We start from the raw sequence: 21376 nt of genomic DNA, 5'->3' as shown, positions 1-21376 counted from the left end.
ATGACTGCACAGGACCCCATTGCCGGTTCTCCGCTAGCCCCGGGCTGGCTGTCTGTCCCTGCGGACCTGAATGCCCTTGAGCCAAAGATGTGGGCACAGGATGCAGCCAGGAACGAGTCCGGTGAACTCACCATCGACGGCATTCCCGTCAGCGAGCTCCAGCGGCAATATGGAACCCCGCTCTTCGTCATGAGCGAGACCGACTTCCGTGCCAGGGCACGCGCCTTCAGCGACGCCTTCAACAATGCGTTCGCCGATATCTGCGGGGGAGTGGACGTCTACTACGCCGGCAAATCATTCCTGTGCACCGCCGTGGTGCGGTGGGTCGAGGAGGAGGGGCTGCGGCTGGACACTGCGTCCGGCGGCGAGCTGGCCGTCGCGGCAAAGGCCGGGATTCCCGGCGCCGACGTGGCCCTGCACGGCAACAACAAGTCCGACGGCGAGATCCACCGTGCGCTGGACATGAAGCTGGGCCGGATTGTGGTGGACAGCCTCAGCGAACTGGTCCGGGTGGGCGCCATCGCTGAACTGCGCGGGGAAAAAGCCAAGGTCATGCTCCGGCTCACGCCCGGGGTCCACGCGCATACCCACGAATTCATTGCCACGGCCCACGAGGACCAGAAGTTCGGCCTCTCCATGGCGGCGGACACCACCGAACAGGCCGGGCTGTCCGCTGCCGAAGAAGCAGTGGCAGCCGCTGCCGCGCACCCGGGCATTGAACTGCTGGGACTGCACTGCCACATCGGATCCCAGATCTTCGAGCCGGACGGCTTCGCGATGGCTGCCGAGAAGCTCCTTCGCTTCCTCGCCGCCATGCAGGAAAAGTACTCCATTGTCCTTCCGGAGCTGGACCTCGGCGGCGGCTACGGCATCGCCTACACCCCGGTGGACACCCCCCGCCCCGCAGCCGAGATCGCGGAGGCGATGGCCGCCGTCGTCCGTTCCACCTGCGCAGAACTGGGCATTGACTCGCCCCGCATCTCCATCGAACCCGGACGCGCCATCGTGGGCAGCACCACCTTCACCCTTTACGAAGCGGGGACGATCAAAACCGTGCGCGTGGACGCGCCGGCCCCCTCCGGAGCCAGTGACGGAGGCAACAACGTTACGTATCCGCGCCGGTATGTTTCGGTGGACGGCGGCATGAGCGACAACGCCCGGCCCGTGCTCTACGACGCCGATTACTCCGCAATTCTGGCCTCCCGCGCGTCCGCGGCGGCTCCGCAGCTGTCCCGCGTGGTGGGCAAACATTGCGAGAGCGGCGACATAGTTGTTAGAGATGTATATCTGCCCGAGGACGTGGCAGCCGGTGATCTGCTTGCTGTACCGGGGACCGGCGCCTACTGCTGGGCCCTGTCAAGCAACTACAACTATCTGGCCCGGCCGGGCGTTGTCGCGGTGCGCGACGGATCTGCCCGGCTGATTGTCCGCGGGGAAACCGAAGAAGATCTGCTGAACCGCGACATGGGAGCCTGAATGACGGAATTGCGAACCCTGAAAGTAGCCCTGCTGGGCTGCGGCAACGTTGGGGCCCAGGTTGCGCGGATCCTCATTGAGGACGCCGACACCCTTGCCGCCCGCACGGGCGCGAAGCTGCAGTTGAGCGGCATCGCCGTGCGCAACGTCAATGCCCCCCGCGACGTGGACCTGCCGCAGGAGCTCTTCACCACCGACGCCGAGACGCTGGTCAAGGACGCGGACCTGGTGATCGAGCTGATGGGCGGCATAGAGCCGGCCCGCACGCTGATCCTTTCTGCCCTTCGCAACGGTGCCTGCGTTGTCACGGGCAACAAGGCGCTCGTGGCGCAGGACGGCCCCACCCTGCACGAGGAGGCTGACAAGGCGGGCGTCCAGCTCTCCTATGAGGCCGCCGTCGCCGGTGCCATCCCCATCCTGCGTCCCATCCGCGACAGTCTCGCCGGCGACCGGATCACGCGCGTCCTGGGCATCGTCAACGGAACCACCAATTTCATCCTTGACCAGATGGACAGCACCGGAGCCCAGTTCGCCGATGCCCTCGCCGAAGCGCAGCGCCTTGGCTACGCCGAGGCGGACCCCACTGCCGACGTCGAAGGCCACGATGCCGCCGCCAAGGCCGCCATCCTTGCCTCGCTCTCCTTCCACACCCGGTTTGCCCTGGAAAACGTCCACTGCGAAGGGATCAGCTCGGTCACTGCGGCGGATATTGCCGCGGCCAAGGACGCCGGCTTTGTCATCAAGCTGCTGGCGATTGCGGAGAAGCTTCCCGCAGCAGGCACGGATGCCGACGGCGGCGAGGGCGTCTCCGTGCGCGTGCACCCCACGCTGCTTCCCCGGGAGCACCCGCTGGCCGCCGTCCGCGGCGCCTTCAACGCGGTGTTCATCGAAGCCGAGAATGCCGGCGAACTGATGTTCTACGGACAGGGAGCCGGCGGTACCCCCACTGCGTCCGCTGTCCTGGGCGACCTGGTCTCGGCCGCGCGCAGCCTGGTCCTCGGCGGACCCGGCCGGACGGAAACCACCACCGGCCAGGTTTCGGCGCTGCCGATCGACGCGGCCGTTACCAGCTACTACATCGGGCTCGACGTCGCCGACCAGCCGGGCGTGCTGGCCAGGATTGCCCAGCTCTTCGCCGAGCACGGCGTATCCATCGAGATCATGCGGCAGACCATCCACCGTGACGCGGAGTCCAACGTGGAATCCGCCGAGCTGCGGATCGTCACCCACCGCGCGTCAGAGGCTGCCCTAGCGGCCACCGTCGAGGCCGTGAAAGGCCTGGACGTCATCAATTCAGTTACATCCGTTCTGCGGGTAGAAGGAGTCTAAGTGGCTCACCAATGGCGCGGCGTCATCCGCGAATACGCTGACCGTCTGCCCGTGACGGAATCCACCAGGGTCATCACCCTTGGCGAAGGCGGCACACCGCTGGTGCGCGCGCAGAAGCTTTCCGAGCTCACCGGTTCCGAGGTGTACCTGAAGGTTGAGGGCATGAACCCCACGGGTTCCTTCAAGGACCGCGGCATGACCATGGCCATGACCGCCGCCGTCGCCTCCGGGGCAAAGGCTGTAGTCTGCGCCTCCACCGGTAACACCTCCGCCTCTGCTGCCGCCTACGCCACCGCTGCCGGCCTGAAGTGCGCTGTCCTGGTGCCGGAAGGCAAGATTTCCATGGGCAAGCTCAGCCAGGCCATCGCCCACGGCGCCACGCTGCTGCAGGTGGACGGCAACTTCGACAACTGCCTGGACATCGCCCGGAAGCTGGGGGAGTCCTACCCTGTGTTCCTGGTGAACTCAGTCAACCCGGCCCGCATCCAGGGCCAAAAGACCGGTGCCTTCGAAATCGTCGACGCGCTGGGCGACGCTCCGGACATCCACGTCCTGCCGGTCGGCAACGCCGGAAACATCACCGCTTACTGGAAGGGCTACAAGGAGTACTCCGCTCCCTTCGAGTCCGAAACGGCCGGCACCCTTCCCGCCGTCTCCACCAAGACCCCGGCCATGTGGGGTTTCCAGGCGGCTGGCGCGGCCCCCTTCGTCGCCGGCCACCCCATCACCGAACCGGACACCATTGCCACAGCCATCCGGATCGGCAACCCCGCCTCCTGGGACGGCGCCATTGGCGCCCGTGACGAGTCCGGCGGACTGATTGACGCAGTCACGGATGAGGAAATCCTGAATGCGCACCGCTGGCTGTCCGCACGCGAGGGCGTTTTCGTGGAGCCCGGATCCGCCGCAGGCGTGGCCGGGCTGCTGAAAAAGCACGCCGCCGGTGAAGTCCCGTCGGGCAAGACGATCGTCATCACCGTTACGGGCCACGGCCTCAAGGACCCCCAGTGGGCCCTGCGCACCGAGGACGGGAGCGATGTGCAGCCGGTCAAGGTACCCAACGACGTCGTCACGGTTGCAGCCGAACTGGGACTGGAAGACAAATAACCGTGGAAACCACCCTCACTGTGCCTGCCGAGTCCGCAGCAGCTGCGCCGGCAGTCCCGGCCGGCCAGCTGGTGACCGTTCGCGTGCCCGCCACCAGCGCGAACCTGGGCCCCGGGTACGACAGCCTGGGGCTCGCCCTGTCGCTGCACGACACCCTGACGGTGGAAACCCTGGGCAGTGGCGAGCTGCACTTCGACCTCAGCGGCGAGGGGGCTGAAACACTTCCCCGCGATGCCAGCCACCTGGTGGTCAGGGCCCTCACGGAGGCCCTGCACCGCCTGGGCTTCCGGCACGAGGGGCTTCGGATCACGGCGGACAACGTCAACCCGCACGGGCGGGGGCTCGGATCCTCGGCGTCGGCAGTGGTAGCTGCCGTGACCGCAGCCAATGCCTTGGTTCCTGAGGCTGCCCGCCGCGGGAAGGACTGGATCCTCCAGCTCACGTCCGAGATGGAGGGGCACCCGGACAACGTCGCACCCGCCATTTTCGGCGGACTGGCACTGTCCTGGCAGAACAATGACCAGTACAGCAGCACGCGGGCAACGGTGTCGGAATCGGTCATCCCCGTTGTGGCGGTGCCTGACTTCGAACTTTCCACGGAGGCGGCGCGGGCCCTCTTGCCGGCCTCGGTGGGCCACCACGCGGCCGCAATGAACGCCGGCCGCGCCGCGCTGCTGATCCACGCACTGACGGCCAAACCAGAATTCCTGCTGGCCGGCACCGAGGACTACCTGCACCAGAGCTACCGGGCGGAGGCAATGCGCCCGTCCGCAGCGCTGATCGGGGCGCTGCGCACGGCGGGATATGCCGCCGTCGTTTCGGGCGCCGGGCCCACCGTGCTGGTCCTGGCTGACGGCGAGGCTGAGGCTGCCGCCGTTGTGGCTTTCATCGAGGACTTCATCGCAGCCAACACGCCGGATATGGCATGGCGGGTGCTGAAGCTGGCAGTGGACGTTGAAGGTGCTAAGGTGGAGATGCACCGGCGGTAATTCCGCCTATCTGATCTCCTCCAGCATTCATTTGCGATTTGATCTCCTACTGCGCAATCTATTCCGGTGCCGCCTGCTTGGTCTGTCGCAGGAATCTGTAGCTATAAAGCTGCCCCTGATGCGTCAGCCCATCCCTCCGCCACGGGCGGAGTGGAAGGTGAATCAGTATCCGGCCCTGCTGGCCGATCTCCAACCGGCAAGGCCGAACAATCCGGCTGCAGATCTGAACTGCAGCCCAGATCAAATCATCGCGTCCAGCTCCTCGTCTGGACGCCGTCGAGGGGGAAGGATCCTTCGTGACCGAAACCACTGAGCTGTCGCCAGCTGTGGAACTATCATCTTCTGCTGCCGAATCGCCGGCCGCACCCGCCAAGAGCAGTGGCCTCGCAGGCCTTAAGCTCGCCCAGCTGCAGGCACTTGCCAGCCAGCTCGGTATTTCCGGCGGTTCCCGGATGCGCAAGGGGGACCTGGTCTCAGCCATTTCCGCCCATCGCGCCGGCACCCCGTTGACCAAGGCTCCTGCCAAGGCAACCGAGAAGCGGGCCGAGAGCATTGCCGCCCCGGCCGTCTCCGCCCCGGCTGCCGCCGCTCCGGCTGAGACTCCGGAAGCGCCCGCCGAAGGCACCCGCGCCCGCCGTGGCCGCAGCCGCCGCGCAGTGAGCGACGGAGTGGTGGCACCGGCCGCCGCTGAGCCCGCTGCTGCCGAAACGGGCCCCGCCGCGCCGGTGGAAGCGCCTGCGGAGGCTCCCGAAGCAACTGAAGGCGCCACCGAGCGCCGCCAGCCGCGCACCCGTAACCGCCGCCGCGGCGAAGCTGCCGCCGCAGCACCCCAGGGTGCGGAGGCCGCCGAGGCTCCTGCCGTGCAGGCCGACGTCGAACAGCGCCCCGCAGCACAGGCCGCGGAACAGCGCACCTCAGAACTGCGGACGTCAGAACAGCGCACTGAAGCTCCGGCTGAGGGCGATGCAGGCCAGCGCACCGACCGCCGTGAAGGCGGCCGCACCCGCGGCCGCGACGGCGGCCCGCGTGAAGGCACCGAGGGCGGCCGTGACAACGCAGGCAGCCGCGAGGCCGGCCAGCGCGAAGGGTCCCGCCGCGAGGACAGCCGCGACAGTGACGACTCCGACGGCGGCAGCCGCCGCAACCGCCGTAATCGGCGCGACCGGAACGATCGCAATGACCGCTCGGGCGGCCAGGACCGGGACAACTCCCGCAATGACCGCTTCCGCGACCGCAATGACCGCCGCCGCGGCCGCGCCCAGGGTCCGGATGTCGACGACGTTGAGGTCACCGAGGACGATGTCCTCCTGCCGGTAGCCGGCATTTTGGACGTCCTGGAGAACTACGCGTTCATCCGTACCTCCGGTTACCTGCCGGGCCCCAACGACGTCTACGTCTCCCTGGCCCAGGTCAAGAAGTACAACCTCCGCAAGGGTGACGCCGTCGTCGGCGCCATCCGGGCGCCCCGCGATGGCGAAGACCGCAGCCAGCAGTCCGCACGCCAGAAGTTCAACGCCCTGGTCCGCGTCACTTCCGTCAATGGCAAGACGCCGGAAGAGCTCAAGGACCGCGTCGAGTTCGCCAAGCTGGTTCCGCTCTACCCGTCCGAGCGCCTGCGCCTGGAGACCGATCCCAAGAAGATCGGCCCCCGTGTCATCGACCTCGTGGCGCCGATCGGCAAGGGCCAGCGTGGCCTGATCGTCTCGCCGCCGAAGGCCGGAAAGACGCTCATCCTGCAGTCCATCGCCAACGCGATCACCACCAACAACCCTGAGGTCCACCTCATGATGGTGCTGGTTGACGAACGCCCCGAAGAAGTCACGGACATGCAGCGCACCGTCAAGGGCGAGGTCATTGCCTCCACCTTCGACCGTCCTGCCGACGACCACACCACCGTGGCCGAACTTTCCATCGAACGCGCCAAGCGCCTCGTGGAAATGGGCATGGACGTTGTGGTCCTCCTGGACTCCATGACCCGCCTGGGCCGTGCCTACAACCTGGCGGCACCGGCCTCGGGCCGCATCCTGTCCGGTGGTGTCGACTCCGCGGCACTGTACCCGCCCAAGCGTTTCTTCGGTGCAGCCCGCAATATCGAAAACGGCGGCTCGCTCACCATCCTGGCCACCGCGCTCGTAGAGACCGGTTCCAAGATGGACGAGGTCATCTTCGAAGAGTTCAAGGGCACCGGCAACATGGAGCTCCGCCTGTCCCGCCAGCTGGCTGACAAGCGCATCTTCCCGGCCGTGGACGTCAACGCGTCCGGCACCCGCCGTGAAGAGAACCTGCTCTCGCCCGAGGAAGTCAAGATCATGTGGAAGCTGCGCCGCGTCCTCTCCGGACTCGAGACCCAGCAGAGCCTTGAACTGCTGACCAACAAGATCCGGGAAACCCAGAGCAACGTTGAGTTCCTCATGCAGGTCCAGAAGACGACGCTTGGTGCGAAGTCGGATAACGACAAGTAGCTGGGTTACCGCTCAAAATATGCCGGCCCCGCCTCTGCGCCGGGTGGCTTGCGATCTACGATCCCAAGCCACCCGGCTCCGGCAGGCCCGAAAGGGAGATGACGAGGGCCCCGACCTGAGCTTGCGAAGGTTGGGAGTCATCGACTGCTCCCTGGCCGGCATATTTTGAGCGGTTCGTCGTTAACGGTTCCGCACCAAGAGACGCGACGCGGGGTCACACTTGGCCCTCCGGGAGCCCTGGATTGGGCGTTAACTGACCCCGCGTTGCAGTAACTAGACTTGTACAAGTCGAAAGAGGTTTTAAATGTTTGAGTCCGTACAGGGCCTGCTTGATGAGCATGACTCCATCCAGGCGCAGCTGGGGGATCCTGCTGTTTATGCTGACCAGCGGCTTGCCCGGAAGCTGGGGCGGCGGTCGGCTCAGCTTAATGGCATTGTTGAGGCCTACCACAAGTGGGAGGCTATCCGGGATGACCTTGCTGCCGCCAAGGAAATGGCGGGGGAGGACCCCGAATTTGCTGCCGAGGTTCCCGAGCTTGAGGCCGCGCTGGAAACCGCCGCGGCCAAGCTGCGGCGGCTGCTCATTCCGCGGGATCCTGACGACGCCCGCAACGTCATCCTTGAAGTCAAGGGCGGTGAGGGCGGCGACGAGGCTGCGCTCTTTGCCGGCGACCTGCTGCGCATGTACACCCGGTACGCGGAATCGCGCGGCTGGAAAACCGAAATCATTTCCGCCACGGAATCCGACCTTGGCGGCTACAAGGACGTCCAGGTGGCCGTGAAGGGCAACTCGAACGATCCTGCCGAGGGCGTTTACGCCCGCCTGAAGTTCGAGGGCGGCGTACACCGCGTCCAGCGCGTTCCCGTCACCGAATCCCAGGGCCGCATCCACACCTCGGCGGCCGGCGTGCTGGTCCTCCCCGAGGTGGACGAGCCCGAAGAGCTTGAGATCAACCAGAACGACCTCAAGATCGATGTCTACCGGTCTTCCGGCCCGGGCGGCCAGTCGGTCAACACCACGGACTCTGCCGTGCGCATTACCCACCTTCCCACCGGAATCGTGGTGGCCATGCAGAACGAGAAGTCGCAGCTGCAGAACCGTGAAGCCGGCATGCGCGTGCTGCGGGCACGCATCCTGGCTCACCAGCAGGAGCAGATCGACGCCGAGAACTCGGCCCAGCGGAAGTCGCAGATCCGCACCATGGATCGCTCGGAGCGCATCCGCACGTACAACTACCCGGAAAACCGCATCGCGGACCACCGCACCGGCTACAAGGCATACAACCTGGACCAGGTGATGAACGGCGACCTGGAACCCGTCATCCAGTCCGCAATTGAGATGGACGAACAGGCTCGCCTGGACGCCATCGGCGATTAGTCCTTCCGGCACATCCCAGACATGACACTTGAGCCAGGCCAGTCGCTTGCGGATGCCGTCGCCGAGGCAACAGCCATCCTCCGGGACGCCGGCGTGCCCAGCCCCCGCGTGGACGCCGAACTGCTCGCCGACCACCTCCTGAGTGTCGGGCTCGGCCGCCTCCGCGCCATGATGCTTGGCGATACTCCAACGCCGGAAGGCTATGCGGCCCTCGTGGCGGAGCGTGCCGGCAGGACGCCGCTGCAGCACATCACCGGTGTGGCGCATTTCCGCTACCTCGAACTGGCCGTGGGGCCGGGGGTCTTCATTCCCCGCCCGGAGACCGAGTCCGTGGTGCAGTTGGTGATCGACCACGTCATCGGCGTGCCGCACCCGCGCATTGTGGACCTTGGTACCGGATCCGGCGCCATCGCCGGCTCCATCGCCCACGAGGTGCCCGCCGCCGAAGTCCACGCGGTGGAGTTCAGCCCCCTCGCCCACGCCTGGGCTGCAAGGAACCTGGCGCCCCTGGGCGTCAACCTCGTCCAGGGGGACCTGCGGGACGCGCTGCCGGAGCTCAACGGAACTTTCGACGTGGTGGTGTCCAACCCGCCCTACATCCCCGCCGAAGCCATCCCCAACGAACCCGAAGTCGCCCTCCACGATCCGCCCGAAGCGCTGTACGGCGGGGGAGCGGACGGCATGGAACTTCCGACGGCGGCCGCTGCCTCCGCGGCCCGCCTCCTGCGGCCGGGCGGCTACTTCGTGATGGAACACGCGGAAGTCCAGGCGGGCTGGATCTCGGCCATGCTGGCCAGGGCAGGGAACTGGACCGGAATCAGGACGCATCTGGACCTCAACGGCAAGGAACGCGCCACCAGCGCCCTGCTCGCGGATCCGGACTACAGGGAATGAAAGAATAGGCGAGTGACCACTACCTACGACTGCACCAGTGACGACGAGCGCGCCAAGGGGCTGGAGCACGCCCAGCGGGCCATCAGCGAGAAGAAGTGCGTGGTCTTTCCCACGGACACTGTTTACGGCATTGCCGCCGACGCCTTTTCGCCCCAGGCGGTGACCATGCTGCTGGTATCCAAGGGACGCAGCCGCACCATGCCACCGCCCGTGCTGATCCCGCGGATCAATGCACTTGATGGACTGGCTACGGATGTGTCCCCGGATGCCCGCAAGCTTGCGGAGGCGTTCTGGCCGGGCGGCCTGACCCTGATCCTGCACGCCCAGCCGTCCCTCGACTGGGACCTGGGCGAGACCAAGGGGACGGTGGCACTGCGCATGCCTGACGACGAGATCGCCCAGGAACTGCTGACCCTTACCGGGCCGCTCGCCGTATCCTCTGCGAACCGCACGGGCCACGCGCCCGGGCAGACGGCCGCCGCCGCGCGCGAGCAGCTTGCCGATTCAGTGGAGGTCTACCTGGAAGGAGGCTTCCGGCCGCAGGAAGGCCAGGACGCCGTGCCCTCCACCATTGTTGACGCCACGGGGCCGCACCTGCGAGTGGTCCGCAACGGTGCCGTAAGCCTTGACCAGCTCCGGGAACACGTTCCGGGTGTTCTGGGCCTGGGGGAGATCCCCATGGCTGAAGAGGAACCGCTGGATGCAGAACCCGCTGACGCGTCGCCTGCGGTTGCAGCTCCCGTGGCGGAGGAGCAGGCCGCCGCGCCGGTCCAGCCCCCGGCAGGGTCCTCCGCCGTCGAACCCCCCGCTCCCGCAACCCCGGCGCCGGCGCGGGACACTGAATCTTGATGGCACTGGACCGCCAGCAGGTCCCGGTGCTGGATGTTGAAGCAACCCCGCTGCGCGTTCCGGAACTGGTGGCGGAGCTCAGCCGCTACGTCCAGGAAGGCTCCACCCGGACGGTGCTGGGCCATAACCTCCACAGCGTCACGCTGACCCTCTCGGATGAGGGCTTCCGCGACCTCTACCAGCGGAGCGACGTGGTCCTGCTGGACGGGGCTCCCGTGCTCTGGCTGTGGGGGAGGACAGGCAAGGCTGAAGGCCCCGTCATGGACTACAGGCTGGGCTCGACCGACTGGCTTCCGGCGCTGGACCAGGTGCGGGGACTGGAGCGGATCGCCGTGCTTGGCGCCGGTGCGGAGGCCAACGCCGGCGCCGTCAGGAAGCTGCAGTCAATCGTCCCCGGCGCAAAGGTTGCAGGCTTTCCGGGGGAGGGCTGGGATGACGGGCTTGAGGATGAAGCTGTGGCCTGGCTCCACCGGCAGCAGCCGCAGCTGGTCCTGATCGGACTTGGCATGCCCCTGCAGGAAAAAGTCCTGCAGCGGCGCCTCGGCGAGATGCCGCCCGCGGTCTACTGCGCCGTAGGCGGAGCGATCGAACAGCTTGCCGGCTTCCAGAAGCTCGCCCCCCGGTGGCTGGGCAGGCTGGGACTGGAGTGGGCGTGGCGCCTGCTGCTTCATCCCCGCCGCGTGGCGTACCGCGTGCTTGGCGAGCCCTGGGTGCTGCTGTGGCTCCTGGCCGCCCGCGGGCTGAAGCGCCAGGGGCTGGCGCGCAGGAGCTAGGAACCGCAGCCTAGAACTTCTGGTCTTCCAGCGGCGCGAACCCCTTGCCCCGGAGGCCGGTGGTGAAGGACCTGGCCCAGCCCAGGAAGCCGGGAAGGTCCCGGCGCTGCAGGAAGTAGCCCAGATAGCCGCCCACATCCGCAACGAAGGACCTGACGCGGAAGTACCGGCGGATCAGATAGCCGCGGTTCCGGTAATAGTAGTACCGCTTGAAGGCCGATTCCGGAACAATGACGTGCCAGCCGGCGCCGAACACATGCTGGGTCTCCGAAAACGCGTGCGGGTGGGTGATGGCGGTAGTGGTCACCGTGCCGAACCTGATCCCCGCCTTGCGAAGACGGATGGTGAAGTCAACCTCGTCGCCGCGGATAAAGAGCCGCATGTCGGGCAGGCCCACTTTAAAGAAGACGTCGGAACGGATCAGCGCCCCGTTGAAGAAGTGGCCGTCGTTGGGCAGGAAACCCAGCTTTTCCACCTCGGCGCGGCTGTGCGTGACCTTGCCGTCCAGGCGGAAGAAAAAGGAAAGCCGGTCGGGCTGGCCCGGCGCCGTCACCAGCGGAACCACCGCTTCCAGGTCCCGTGCCTCAGCCTCACGCACCAGCGTTGCAAGGCATTCCGGATCAGCCGGCTCGGCGTCGTCGTCCATCATCCAGATCCATGTGGCACCGCTGGCCACGGCCTTCAGCGCCGCCAGGGCGAATCCGCCTGCTCCACCGAGGTTTGCTTCCGAGCGGACGTAGTCGACATTCGGGTGCTTGGCGGCGACGTCCGCGGCCGGGGCCGTGCCGCTGTCCACCAGGCAGATCGTCTCCACGGGTGCGCTCTGCGCGTTGATCGCATCCAGCAGGACAGCCAGTTCATTGGGCCGGTCGAAGGTCACGGCAGCGACGGCTATGCGGGGGGTCATTGGGGTCCTTTCAGCATGGCTGACAGGGATTTCCCCGCTCGCACTGCGCCGTGTGGCGCGAAGCCATGATGCTGTTGGCGCTAGTATCTTTGACTAGAGTCCACTGTAATACAGCCCTGTAAGGCACTGCGTTTTGTAAGACACTGCGTTCTGTAAGGCACTGCGTTTTGTATGGCACTGCGCATACGGAAATGCGTACTGCCTGCTGCGCGCTCGGCGACGGAGAAGTTTCATTTATCGAAGAACAGATTCCCGGCCCGTGAGCCCCTCGACCAAGGACCAGCTGCCGGCACGGTTGCCCTGCTTCAGCCTCCCCCCTGAAACGGCCCCCGCCCCATGATCATGTACCTGCTGATGGGGCTGACGGCTGCCATCGTGTCCTACGCGGCCACCTGGGCAGCGCGGGTCGTCGGCCACCGGCTGGAACTGCACCTGCCCATCCGCAGCCGCGACATGCATTCGATCCCGGTGTCGCGGCTGGGCGGCGTGGCGATGTTCCTCGGAGTGATGGTTGCGCTGATTGTTGCCAGCCAGTCATTCTTCGTCAAGGACATCTACCGCAATAACTTCTCCCCCTGGGGCGTCCTTGCCGGTGCTGCCGTCATCGTCCTGGTGGGCGTGGCGGACGACCTGCTGGACATCCGCTGGTGGGTGAAACTCATCGGGCAAAGCGCCGCGGGCCTTACGGTGGCCATCTGGGGAGTCCAGATGACCATCGTCCCCTGGGTGCCGGAAGCGATCTACCTCGAAAACGAGACGGTACGGGTGCTCTTGACCGCGGGGCTGATCGTCACCACGATGAACGCCTTCAACTTCATCGATGGCCTGGATGGCCTCGCCGCGGGTGTGGCCATCATCGGCGGGACCGCGTTCTTCTTCACCGCATACTGGGTGCACCGCAACGCCGTGCTGCTGGACTATTCGGACCTCGCCACCCTGATCACCGCCGTCCTGGTGGGCAGTTGCCTGGGCTTCCTCCCGCACAACTGGTTTCCGTCCAAAATCTTCATGGGCGATTCCGGTGCGATGCTGATCGGGCTGCTGATGGCTTCTGCCGGCGTCGTGTCCACCGGACAGATCACGTCGGGGCTGTATGACAGGGCCAACGGTATCTCCACCGTGATTCCCATCCTGCTTCCGTTCGCCGTCCTCTTCCTGCCGCTGCTGGACCTGGGCCTGGCCGTGGTGCGGCGCACCGCCCGCGGCCGCTCGCCCTGGTCCGCGGACAAGGGCCACCTGCACCACAAGTTGCTGGACATCGGCTACTCGCACCGCACCGCGGTGATCCTGATGTACCTCTGGACCGGCATCCTCTCCTTCGGGGGACTGGCCTTCGCCATCTTCCCGTGGCAGGTGGTGCTCGCTGTGGACCTCTTCGCCACCCTTGTCATGGGCCTCGTCACCGCCTGGCCGTACCTTGCCCGGCGCGGCGAAGAGACGCGGGCGTAACCTCGATGCCAATTATTTCTATCTCGTGTAGAATTTAGGGGCAGCCAAAGCTGCCCCTCCAAACCTGCCTGCCGGCGAACCGCCTGTTGGTGCCGACGATTGGGATCGAATGACCTCCAACGCCGAGTCCGGACCTCCGTCCGGCAACGGAAGTGTTGGCGCATCCGGCCCCACTCCGTCGCTCTGGCTGCACCTCCTCAAGCTGAGCTCGATTGCTTCTGCCGCCGGCCTGCTCCTCTGCGCGGTCGCAGCCGTGCTTCTGCAGGGCGTGAACGCCGCCCTGTCCAGTACCGCGGGCGGCCTGCTGGTCATGCTGTTCTTCGGAATCAGCCTCCTGGTGGGACATTTCGTGGGCCGCGGCAACCCTTCGGGCGCCATCGGCATGTTCGTGGCAACCTACTTCGTCAAGGTGGTCGGCTTCGCCGTCGTGCTGTTCGTCGTAGGGGCTCCGCAGTGGCTGCAAGGGCGCTGGTTTGTGGCCGGAGCGGTGACCGCAGTGGTCCTGTGGCAGGCTGCTGAAATCTACGGTTTCAGCAAGGCGCGCCTGCAGATCTACAACGAGCCGGAACAAGGAAAACCATGATGCGTGATCCGAAGAAGCCCAACAAAGGCCGCAACGGGAACAGCGGATCGAGCGGTTCTGCCCCCGGTGTATCGAGCGACGGAACCAGCGGCGGATACAACGCCGGCATGGCCGTATTCAGCTACATCATTGGCGGAATCATCGTCTGGAGTTTGATAGGGTGGGGACTGGATTACGTGTGGGGAACGCGCTGGATCGTGCTCGCAGGCGCCCTGCTTGGAGCCGTCGGAGGTTTCTACCTTTCCCACATGCATGGCCTTACCAGTTCTCGAAACAATGCTGGGGAGCGCCGTGCTTCCAGCGGGCCGTCCCAGGACGGCGACACTAATGCCAAATAATTTCACAGGGGGAACAGCAGGCCTTCCGGCTGCCGGTCCCCGCCCAACGCCCAATGATGGACACTGCAGAGAGGAAACGCGTTGATCGCGCTTGCGCTCCCGGCCCAAGATTCAGGAGAGTTTACTCCTCCTGGTATTAACGAAATGCATTTGCCGGCAATCCTGCCGTGGGGTGCCGCAGAAGGATTCTCCAAGCAGATGCTGCTGGTCCTCCTCTCTGTCGTCTTTATCGCCGTCTTCTTCGTGCTTGCCGCACGCAAGCAGCAGCTGGTACCCGGCAAGCTCCAGTTCGCCGGAGAGGCCGCCTACGGCTTCGTCCGGAACGGAATCGCCAAGGACATCATCGGCGGCAGGGACTTCATGAAGTACGTCCCGCTGCTGTTCAGCCTCTTCTTCTTCATCCTGGTCAACAACATCTACGGGGCCATCCCGTTCTTCCAGCTCCCCACGTTCTCGCACGTGGGCGGCGCCTACGTGCTGGCCGGCATTGTCTACGTCACCTGGATCGCCATCGGCGTCAAGAAGAACGGACTCCGTTACTTCAAGCTGGCCACCGTGCCCTCCGGTGTTCCGTGGTTCATCCTTCCGATCGTCATCCCGATCGAGATCATCTCCAACTTCCTGGTCCGGCCTGTTACGCACAGCCTCCGTCTGTTCGCCACCATGCTCGCAGGCCACCTCATCGTGATGATCGCCGGCTACGGCATCGAGTTCCTCGTCATGCAGGAGAACCTCCTGCTCAAGGGAACCTCGCTCCTGGTCCTGGCCGGGGCGATCGCCATGTACATGCTTGAAGCCCTGATCATGGTCCTGCAGGCCTACGTCTTTACCCTGCTGACTGCGATCTACATCGAAGGTGCACTTCACGCCGACAGCCACTAGGCACCCTGCCTGCCGGCAACCCGCCGCCGGGCACTAAGACTTCCCCTCGCGGGGATAGAGCAAACCAAACAACCTGCCACATGGGTGGCATCTTGAAAGGAATAAAAATGGAAGGCAATCTCAACCTCGTAGGTTACGGTCTGTCCGCAATCGGCGGTGGTATCGGTGTTGGTCTCGTATTCGCTGCCTACATCAACGGCGTTGCACGCCAGCCGGAAGCACAGCGCGTCCTGCAGCCGATCGCATTCCTCGGCCTTGCGCTGACCGAAGCCCTCGCCATCCTCGGCCTGGTCTTCGCCTTCGTTCTCTAGTCCTTAGAGCGAAGCGAACTTACAGAACCGAGTAGATAAGGACGGGTGAAATATGAATCAGCTGATCATCTCAGCCGCCACTGAGGGCGAAGTCAACCCCCTGGTTCCCAATATCTGGGAAATGGGCGTTGTCTTCGTGGGCTTTGCCATCCTCTTTTTCATCGTGGTCAAGTTCGTTGTCCCGATGTTCGAAAAGACCTTCGCCGAGCGTGCCGAGGCCATCGAAGGCGGCATTGCAAAGGCTGAAAAGGCCCAGGCTGAGGCGTCTGCTGCACTCGAAGAGTACAAGCAGCAGCTGACCGACGCCCGCACCGAAGCCAACCGCATCCGTGAGGAAGCCCGCGCCGAAGGTGCCCAGATCCTCGCGGATCTCAAGGAGAAGGCAGCTGCAGAGTCTGCCCGCATCACGGCCCAGGCCCACGCACAGATCGAGTCCGAGCGCCAGGCGGCCGTTGTGTCCCTGCGTTCCGAGGTCGGCACCCTGGCCACCACCCTGGCGGGCCGGATTGTCGGCGAAGCGCTCAGCGACGACGAGCGTGCAGCACGGGTCGTGGACCGTTTCCTGGCAGATCTGGAGACCCAGAACGCAGGTGCAGCTAAGTAATGGCAGGCGTATCGAGCGAATCGCTGGCAACAGCGCTGGCAGAGTTGGAAGCCAAACTTCCCACCGCGTCGCTGCAGCTGGCAAAGGAACTCTTCGGAATTCTGGGAATGGTGGACAGCTCGGCTGGCTTGCGCCGCGCCCTGACTGACCCGTCCCGCAACGGTGACGAAAAGTCGGCGCTGGTCAAGCAGCTGGTTGGCGGGAAAGTCTCCGCTGATGCTGCAGAGATCGCGGGCGGACTGGCCAGCTCGCGCTGGGCAACGGCCCGTGACATCGGCGATGCACTCGAGACTCTTGCCGCAACGGTGGTCATTTCCGTTGCTGAAAACAAGTCGGCCGTTTCTGCCTCCGGAATCACTGGCCTGGAAGAACTGGAAAACGATCTGTTCTCCTTCAACCAGGCCGTTGCCTCCAGCCACGAGGTGCAGCGTGCTCTGTCCGAACCACAGGCCAGTGCTGCGGCCAAGGCCACACTGGCCGCGAAGCTGGTGCCAGCTGCAAGCGAGGAAGCTAAAGTCCTCATCTCGCAGGCCGTCACCCAGCCCCGCGGCATCAAGCCCACGCGGCTGGTTCAGCGGTTCGCCGAACTGGCGGCCAAGCGGCAGCAGCGCTGGATTGCAACGGTCAGCGTGACCCGTCCCCTGACGCAGACGCAGCTTGACCGCCTCCAGGCGGGCCTGAATGCCATGTACGGGCGGGAACTGAAGGTCAACCTCAATGTTGACCCGTCACTTATTGGCGGCATCCGTGTCCAGGTTGGTGACGAAGTGCTCGACGCTTCGGTCCTCGCCAGGCTGGGCCAATTGCAGCGCCAGCTGGCCGGCTAGCCGGACAAGCACAACCTAACTGATAGAAACCCCGGTCACCGGAAACGGTGATCACAAAACAGGAGAGCAGGGACTGCAGATGGCCGAATTGACCATCAACGCCGACGACGTCCGTATTGCGCTGAACGAGTTCGCGGCGTCCTACGAACCCGGAAACGCAGAACGCGTAGAGGTCGGCCGCGTATCTACCGCTGGTGACGGCATCGCCCGTGTTGAGGGCCTTCCCTCGGTCATGGCGAACGAGCTGCTTCGCTTTGAGGACGGCACGCTGGGCCTGGCCCAGAACCTCGACGTCCGCGAAATCGGCGTCATCATCCTCGGCGACTTCACCGGCATCGAAGAAGGCCAGGAAGTCCACCGCACCGGACAGGTTCTGTCCGTTCCCGTGGGCGACGCCTTCCTTGGCCGCGTTGTCGACCCGCTGGGCATGCCCATCGACGACCTCGGCGAGATCAAGGCCGAAACCACCCGCGCACTGGAGCTCCAGGCTCCCGGCGTGACCCAGCGCAAATCGGTGCACGAGCCGATGCAGACCGGACTCAAGGCCATCGACGCCATGATCCCGATCGGCCGCGGCCAGCGCCAGCTCATCATTGGCGACCGCCAGACCGGCAAGTCGGCCATTGCGATCGACACCATCATCAACCAGAAGGCCAACTGGGCTTCGGGCGATGTGACCAAGCAGGTCCGCTGCATCTACGTGGCGATCGGTCAGAAGGCGTCCACCATCGCCGCCATCCGCCAGACCCTCGAGGACAACGGCGCACTGGAGTACACCACTATCGTGGCGTCTCCGGCATCCGACCCCGCAGGCTTCAAGTACCTGGCACCGTATGCAGGTTCCGCTATCGGCCAGCACTGGATGTACGGCGGCAAGCACGTCCTCATCGTGTTCGATGACCTCTCCAAGCAGGCCGAGGCCTACCGTGCAGTGTCGCTGCTGCTCCGCCGCCCGCCGGGCCGCGAAGCCTACCCGGGCGACGTGTTCTACCTGCACTCCCGCCTGCTGGAGCGTTGTGCAAAACTGTCCGACGAACTGGGTGCCGGTTCCATGACGGGCCTGCCGCTGATCGAGACCAAGGCGAACGACGTGTCCGCCTACATCCCGACCAACGTCATCTCCATCACCGACGGCCAGATCTTCCTCCAGTCGGACCTCTTCAACGCCAACCAGCGCCCCGCTGTCGACGTTGGTGTGTCCGTTTCCCGCGTGGGCGGCGCCGCACAGGTGAAGTCCATGAAGAAGGTCTCCGGCACGTTGAAGCTGGATCTGGCCCAGTACCGCGACATGCAGGCATTCGCCATGTTCGCGTCGGACCTGGATGCCGCATCCCGCCAGCAGCTGACCCGTGGCGCCCGCCTGATGGAACTGCTCAAGCAGGGCCAGTACTCGCCGTTCCCGGTGGAGAACCAGGTTGTGTCCATCTGGGCCGGCACCAACGGCTACCTGGACGACGTTCCGGTTGAGGACATCAGCCGCTTCGAGTCCGAGTTCTTGGAGCACCTGACGCACAAGTCCTCGATCCTCACCACGCTGGCGCAGACCAATGTGCTGGACGACGACACCGCAGCAGCCCTGAAGTCCGCCATCGTGGACTTCAAGAAGGGTTTCTTCGGCGAGGGCGACGACCGCTTGGTAGGCGCCGGCCACGAGGAGCATGAAGCCATCTCCGAGGGCGAAGTCGACCAGGAAAAAATCGTCAAGCAGAAGCGCTAGTTCCGCTGGCCGGATGTGCCGGGCCCAAGGGCCCGGCGCATCCGGTCTAAGGAATGTTAGGAAAGGATAAGTATGGGAGCCCAGATCCGGGTCTACCGCCAGAAGATCAGCTCGACCACGTCGATGCGCAAGATCTTCAAGGCGATGGAACTGATCGCTACCTCGCGCATCGGCAAGGCCCGTGCGCGCGTAGCAGCTTCACTGCCTTACGCGAACGCGATCACACGCGCCGTTTCTGCTGTCGCAACTCAAAGCGAAATCGACCACCCGTTGACCACCGAGCCGGATCAGATCCGCCGTGCCGCTGTCCTGGTAATTACCGCGGACCGTGGACTGGCAGGTTCGTACTCGGCCAGCGTGCTCAAGCAGGCGGAAGGTCTCATCGAGCTGCTCCACGAAGAAGGCAAGGAAGTCAAGACGTACGTCGTTGGACGTAAGGCCCAGGCCTACTTCGATTTCCGGAACCGTGAATACGCACGGGTCTGGACCGGAGGGACGGACGCACCCGAATTCGCCACCGCGCGCGAAATCGGCGAAGCACTGCTGTCCGAGTTCGCAACCGACTACGAAGAGGGCGGCGTGGACGAGATCCACGTGGTGTACACCCGCTTCAAGTCCATGGTTACCCAGGAGCCCACTGTCATCCGCCTGCTTCCGCTGGAAGTAGTGGAAGAGCAGGCCGCTTCTGAATCGGACCTGTTGCCGCTGTACGAATTCGAGCCGGAAACCGAGCAGGTTCTTGATGCCCTGCTGCCGCGCTACATCGAGTCACGCATCTTCGCGGCCATGCTGCAGGCTGCGGCTTCGGAGCTTGCTGCACGCCAGCGGGCCATGAAGTCCGCCGGCGACAACGCCACGGACCTCATCAAGAAGTACACGCGTCTGCGCAACACGGCCCGCCAGGCTGAAATTACGCAGGAGCTTTCCGAGATTGTTGCCGGCGCCGACGCCCTCGCGTCCTAGCCTGCAGCAGGTCGGATTCCGCAGGACCTGCACCACCACAGATAAACTTAAACCCACGCCATCTACTGAGTGAAGTGAGAGAGATGACTGCCACTGCTACCGAACACGTAGCCGCAACGTCCGGTGCCACCGGCCGCATTGCGCGCGTAATCGGCCCGGTTGTCGACGTCGAATTCCCGGCTGACGCAATCCCGTCCATCTACAATGCCCTCACCACCGAGATTACTCTCAACGGTGTAACCAAGACCATCACGTTCGAGACCGCCCTGCACCTGGGCGACAACCTCATTCGCGCCATCTCCCTGCAGGCTACCGACGGACTGGTCCGCGGCACCAACGTAGTGGACACCGGCGCCCCCATCTCCGTACCCGTTGGCGACGGCGTCAAGGGCCACATCTTCAACGTGCTGGGCCAGCCCCTGGACGTTGCAGAGTCGGAACTGGACATCAGCGAACGCTGGCCGATCCACCGCAAGGCACCGAACTTCGCCTCGCTCGAAGGCTCCACCGAGATGCTGGAAACCGGCATCAAGGTCATCGACCTCCTCACCCCCTACATCAAGGGTGGCAAGATCGGCCTCTTCGGCGGCGCCGGCGTGGGCAAGACCGTTCTGATCCAGGAAATGATCACCCGTGTGGCCCGCAACTTCGGTGGTACCTCGGTATTCGCCGGCGTCGGCGAGCGTACCCGTGAGGGCAACGACCTCTGGGTTGAAATGGAAGAGGCAGGCGTCCTCAAGGACACCGCCCTTGTGTTCGGCCAGATGGATGAGCCGCCGGGAACGCGCCTCCGCGTGGCCCTGTCCGCGCTGACCATGGCGGAGTACTTCCGCGATGTCCAGAACCAGGACGTGCTGCTCTTCATCGACAACATCTTCCGCTTCACGCAGGCAGGTTCCGAGGTCTCCACCCTCCTCGGCCGCATGCCCTCCGCCGTGGGCTACCAGCCGAACCTGGCTGATGAGATGGGCCTCCTGCAGGAGCGCATCACCTCCACCAAGGGCCACTCCATCACCTCGATGCAGGCCATCTACGTCCCCGCGGATGACTACACCGACCCAGCCCCGGCAACTACCTTTGCGCACCTGGACGCGACCACGGAACTTTCCCGTGAAATCGCCTCCCGTGGCCTGTACCCGGCAGTTGACCCGCTGACGTCCACCTCCCGCATCCTGGACCCCCAGTACATCGGCAAGGACCACTACAACACGGCTGTCCGTGTCAAGCAGATCCTGCAGAAGAACAAGGAACTCCAGGACATCATCGCCATCCTCGGCGTTGACGAACTCTCCGAAGAGGACAAGATCGTCGTGTCGCGTGCACGCCGCATCCAGCAGTTCCTCTCGCAGAACACCTACACCGCCAAGCAGTTCACCGGCGTCGAAGGTTCCACGGTTTCCATCAAGGACACCGTCGAAGGCTTCTCCGCCATCTGCGATGGCGAGCTCGACCACATCGCAGAGCAGGCGTTCTTCAACGTCGGCGGCCTGGATGACGTAGAGCGCCAGTGGGCCAAGATCCAGGAACAGACCAAGTAA

At 64.9% G+C, this 21376-nt stretch carries 20 protein-coding genes; 19 read left to right on the top strand and 1 reads right to left on the bottom strand.

The features are described from left to right. The 9 genes from lysA to ACQ3DC_RS00710 all read left to right on the top strand — a co-directional run bounded on the left by lysA (nucleotide 1) and on the right by ACQ3DC_RS00710 (nucleotide 11257). Complete coding sequence (gene lysA, locus ACQ3DC_RS00750) at nucleotides 1–1476, top strand: diaminopimelate decarboxylase (RefSeq protein WP_430751319.1); 1476 nt, start codon at nucleotides 1–3, stop codon at nucleotides 1474–1476. After that, the gene (locus ACQ3DC_RS00745) at nucleotides 1477–2805 is read left to right on the top strand and encodes a homoserine dehydrogenase (RefSeq protein WP_430751318.1); all 1329 of its coding nucleotides are present in this window, start codon (nucleotides 1477–1479) and stop codon (nucleotides 2803–2805) included. It begins immediately after the preceding gene. Next, the gene (thrC, locus tag ACQ3DC_RS00740; RefSeq protein WP_321213864.1) at nucleotides 2806–3912 is read left to right on the top strand and encodes a threonine synthase; all 1107 of its coding nucleotides are present in this window, start codon (nucleotides 2806–2808) and stop codon (nucleotides 3910–3912) included. It begins immediately after the preceding gene. 2 nt (nucleotides 3913–3914) lie between these two features. Further along, entirely contained in the window at nucleotides 3915–4901 is a 987-nt protein-coding gene (thrB, locus tag ACQ3DC_RS00735; RefSeq protein ID WP_321213863.1) for a homoserine kinase, read from the top strand. Nucleotides 4902–5197: 296 nt separating this feature from the next. Then, complete coding sequence (rho, locus tag ACQ3DC_RS00730) at nucleotides 5198–7363, top strand: transcription termination factor Rho (RefSeq protein ID WP_421092308.1); 2166 nt, start codon at nucleotides 5198–5200, stop codon at nucleotides 7361–7363. A gap of 304 nt (nucleotides 7364–7667) precedes the next feature. Further along, complete coding sequence (gene prfA, locus ACQ3DC_RS00725) at nucleotides 7668–8741, top strand: peptide chain release factor 1 (RefSeq protein WP_104998378.1); 1074 nt, start codon at nucleotides 7668–7670, stop codon at nucleotides 8739–8741. Between the two features lie 21 nt (nucleotides 8742–8762). Beyond that, a complete protein-coding gene (gene prmC, locus ACQ3DC_RS00720) occupies nucleotides 8763–9635 on the top strand; it encodes a peptide chain release factor N(5)-glutamine methyltransferase (protein WP_430751317.1) in 873 nt (290 codons plus the stop codon). A gap of 12 nt (nucleotides 9636–9647) precedes the next feature. After that, nucleotides 9648–10484, top strand: coding sequence for an L-threonylcarbamoyladenylate synthase (locus ACQ3DC_RS00715; protein ID WP_430751316.1), 837 nt, complete (start codon nucleotides 9648–9650; stop codon nucleotides 10482–10484). Continuing rightward, nucleotides 10484–11257, top strand: coding sequence for a WecB/TagA/CpsF family glycosyltransferase (locus ACQ3DC_RS00710; RefSeq protein WP_157241826.1), 774 nt, complete (start codon nucleotides 10484–10486; stop codon nucleotides 11255–11257). Before ACQ3DC_RS00715 ends, ACQ3DC_RS00710 begins: the two co-directional genes overlap by 1 nt. 10 nt (nucleotides 11258–11267) lie before the next feature. Here ACQ3DC_RS00710 and ACQ3DC_RS00705 read toward each other — a convergent pair whose 3' ends face one another. Continuing rightward, nucleotides 11268–12164: a glycosyltransferase gene (locus ACQ3DC_RS00705; protein WP_157241827.1), complete on the bottom strand. Its 897-nt coding sequence runs from the start codon at nucleotides 12162–12164 to the stop codon at nucleotides 11268–11270. Between the two features lie 336 nt (nucleotides 12165–12500). Here ACQ3DC_RS00705 and ACQ3DC_RS00700 point away from each other — a divergent pair, with 336 nt between their 5' ends. The 10 genes from ACQ3DC_RS00700 (at nucleotide 12501) to atpD (ending at nucleotide 21376) form a co-directional block, all read left to right on the top strand. Continuing rightward, nucleotides 12501–13613 carry an MraY family glycosyltransferase gene (locus ACQ3DC_RS00700; RefSeq protein ID WP_430751315.1) on the top strand — a complete coding sequence of 371 codons (1113 nt, stop codon included), beginning with the start codon at nucleotides 12501–12503 and terminating at the stop codon, nucleotides 13611–13613. Between the two features lie 109 nt (nucleotides 13614–13722). Further along, entirely contained in the window at nucleotides 13723–14196 is a 474-nt protein-coding gene (locus ACQ3DC_RS00695) for a hypothetical protein (RefSeq protein WP_421092311.1), read from the top strand. Next, nucleotides 14196–14534 (top strand): AtpZ/AtpI family protein, encoded by a 339-nt coding sequence (locus ACQ3DC_RS00690; RefSeq protein WP_157243091.1) that lies wholly within the window; start codon nucleotides 14196–14198, stop codon nucleotides 14532–14534. The genes ACQ3DC_RS00695 and ACQ3DC_RS00690 overlap by 1 nt, the downstream gene beginning before the upstream one ends. A gap of 81 nt (nucleotides 14535–14615) precedes the next feature. Continuing rightward, the gene (gene atpB / locus ACQ3DC_RS00685; protein ID WP_321213856.1) at nucleotides 14616–15416 is read left to right on the top strand and encodes a F0F1 ATP synthase subunit A; all 801 of its coding nucleotides are present in this window, start codon (nucleotides 14616–14618) and stop codon (nucleotides 15414–15416) included. Nucleotides 15417–15523: 107 nt separating this feature from the next. Continuing rightward, nucleotides 15524–15727, top strand: a complete 204-nt coding sequence (atpE, locus tag ACQ3DC_RS00680) for an ATP synthase F0 subunit C (protein ID WP_009356484.1) — start codon at nucleotides 15524–15526, stop codon at nucleotides 15725–15727. Between the two features lie 52 nt (nucleotides 15728–15779). Next, a complete protein-coding gene (locus ACQ3DC_RS00675; protein ID WP_323056548.1) occupies nucleotides 15780–16331 on the top strand; it encodes a F0F1 ATP synthase subunit B in 552 nt (183 codons plus the stop codon). After that, complete coding sequence (locus ACQ3DC_RS00670; RefSeq protein ID WP_321213855.1) at nucleotides 16331–17158, top strand: F0F1 ATP synthase subunit delta; 828 nt, start codon at nucleotides 16331–16333, stop codon at nucleotides 17156–17158. Before ACQ3DC_RS00675 ends, ACQ3DC_RS00670 begins: the two co-directional genes overlap by 1 nt. A gap of 79 nt (nucleotides 17159–17237) precedes the next feature. After that, nucleotides 17238–18875, top strand: a complete 1638-nt coding sequence (atpA, locus tag ACQ3DC_RS00665) for a F0F1 ATP synthase subunit alpha (protein ID WP_157241833.1) — start codon at nucleotides 17238–17240, stop codon at nucleotides 18873–18875. 72 nt (nucleotides 18876–18947) lie between these two features. Continuing rightward, nucleotides 18948–19838, top strand: a complete 891-nt coding sequence (locus tag ACQ3DC_RS00660) for a F0F1 ATP synthase subunit gamma (protein WP_157241834.1) — start codon at nucleotides 18948–18950, stop codon at nucleotides 19836–19838. An 83-nt stretch (nucleotides 19839–19921) separates the two neighbouring features. Further along, nucleotides 19922–21376 (top strand): F0F1 ATP synthase subunit beta, encoded by a 1455-nt coding sequence (gene atpD, locus ACQ3DC_RS00655; protein WP_157241835.1) that lies wholly within the window; start codon nucleotides 19922–19924, stop codon nucleotides 21374–21376.

Origin of the sequence: Paenarthrobacter sp. NEAU-H11 (assembly GCF_050573415.1) — a bacterium.
Taxonomy (GTDB): domain Bacteria; phylum Actinomycetota; class Actinomycetes; order Actinomycetales; family Micrococcaceae; genus Arthrobacter.
This window is presented reverse-complemented; position numbering and strand designations above follow the sequence as displayed.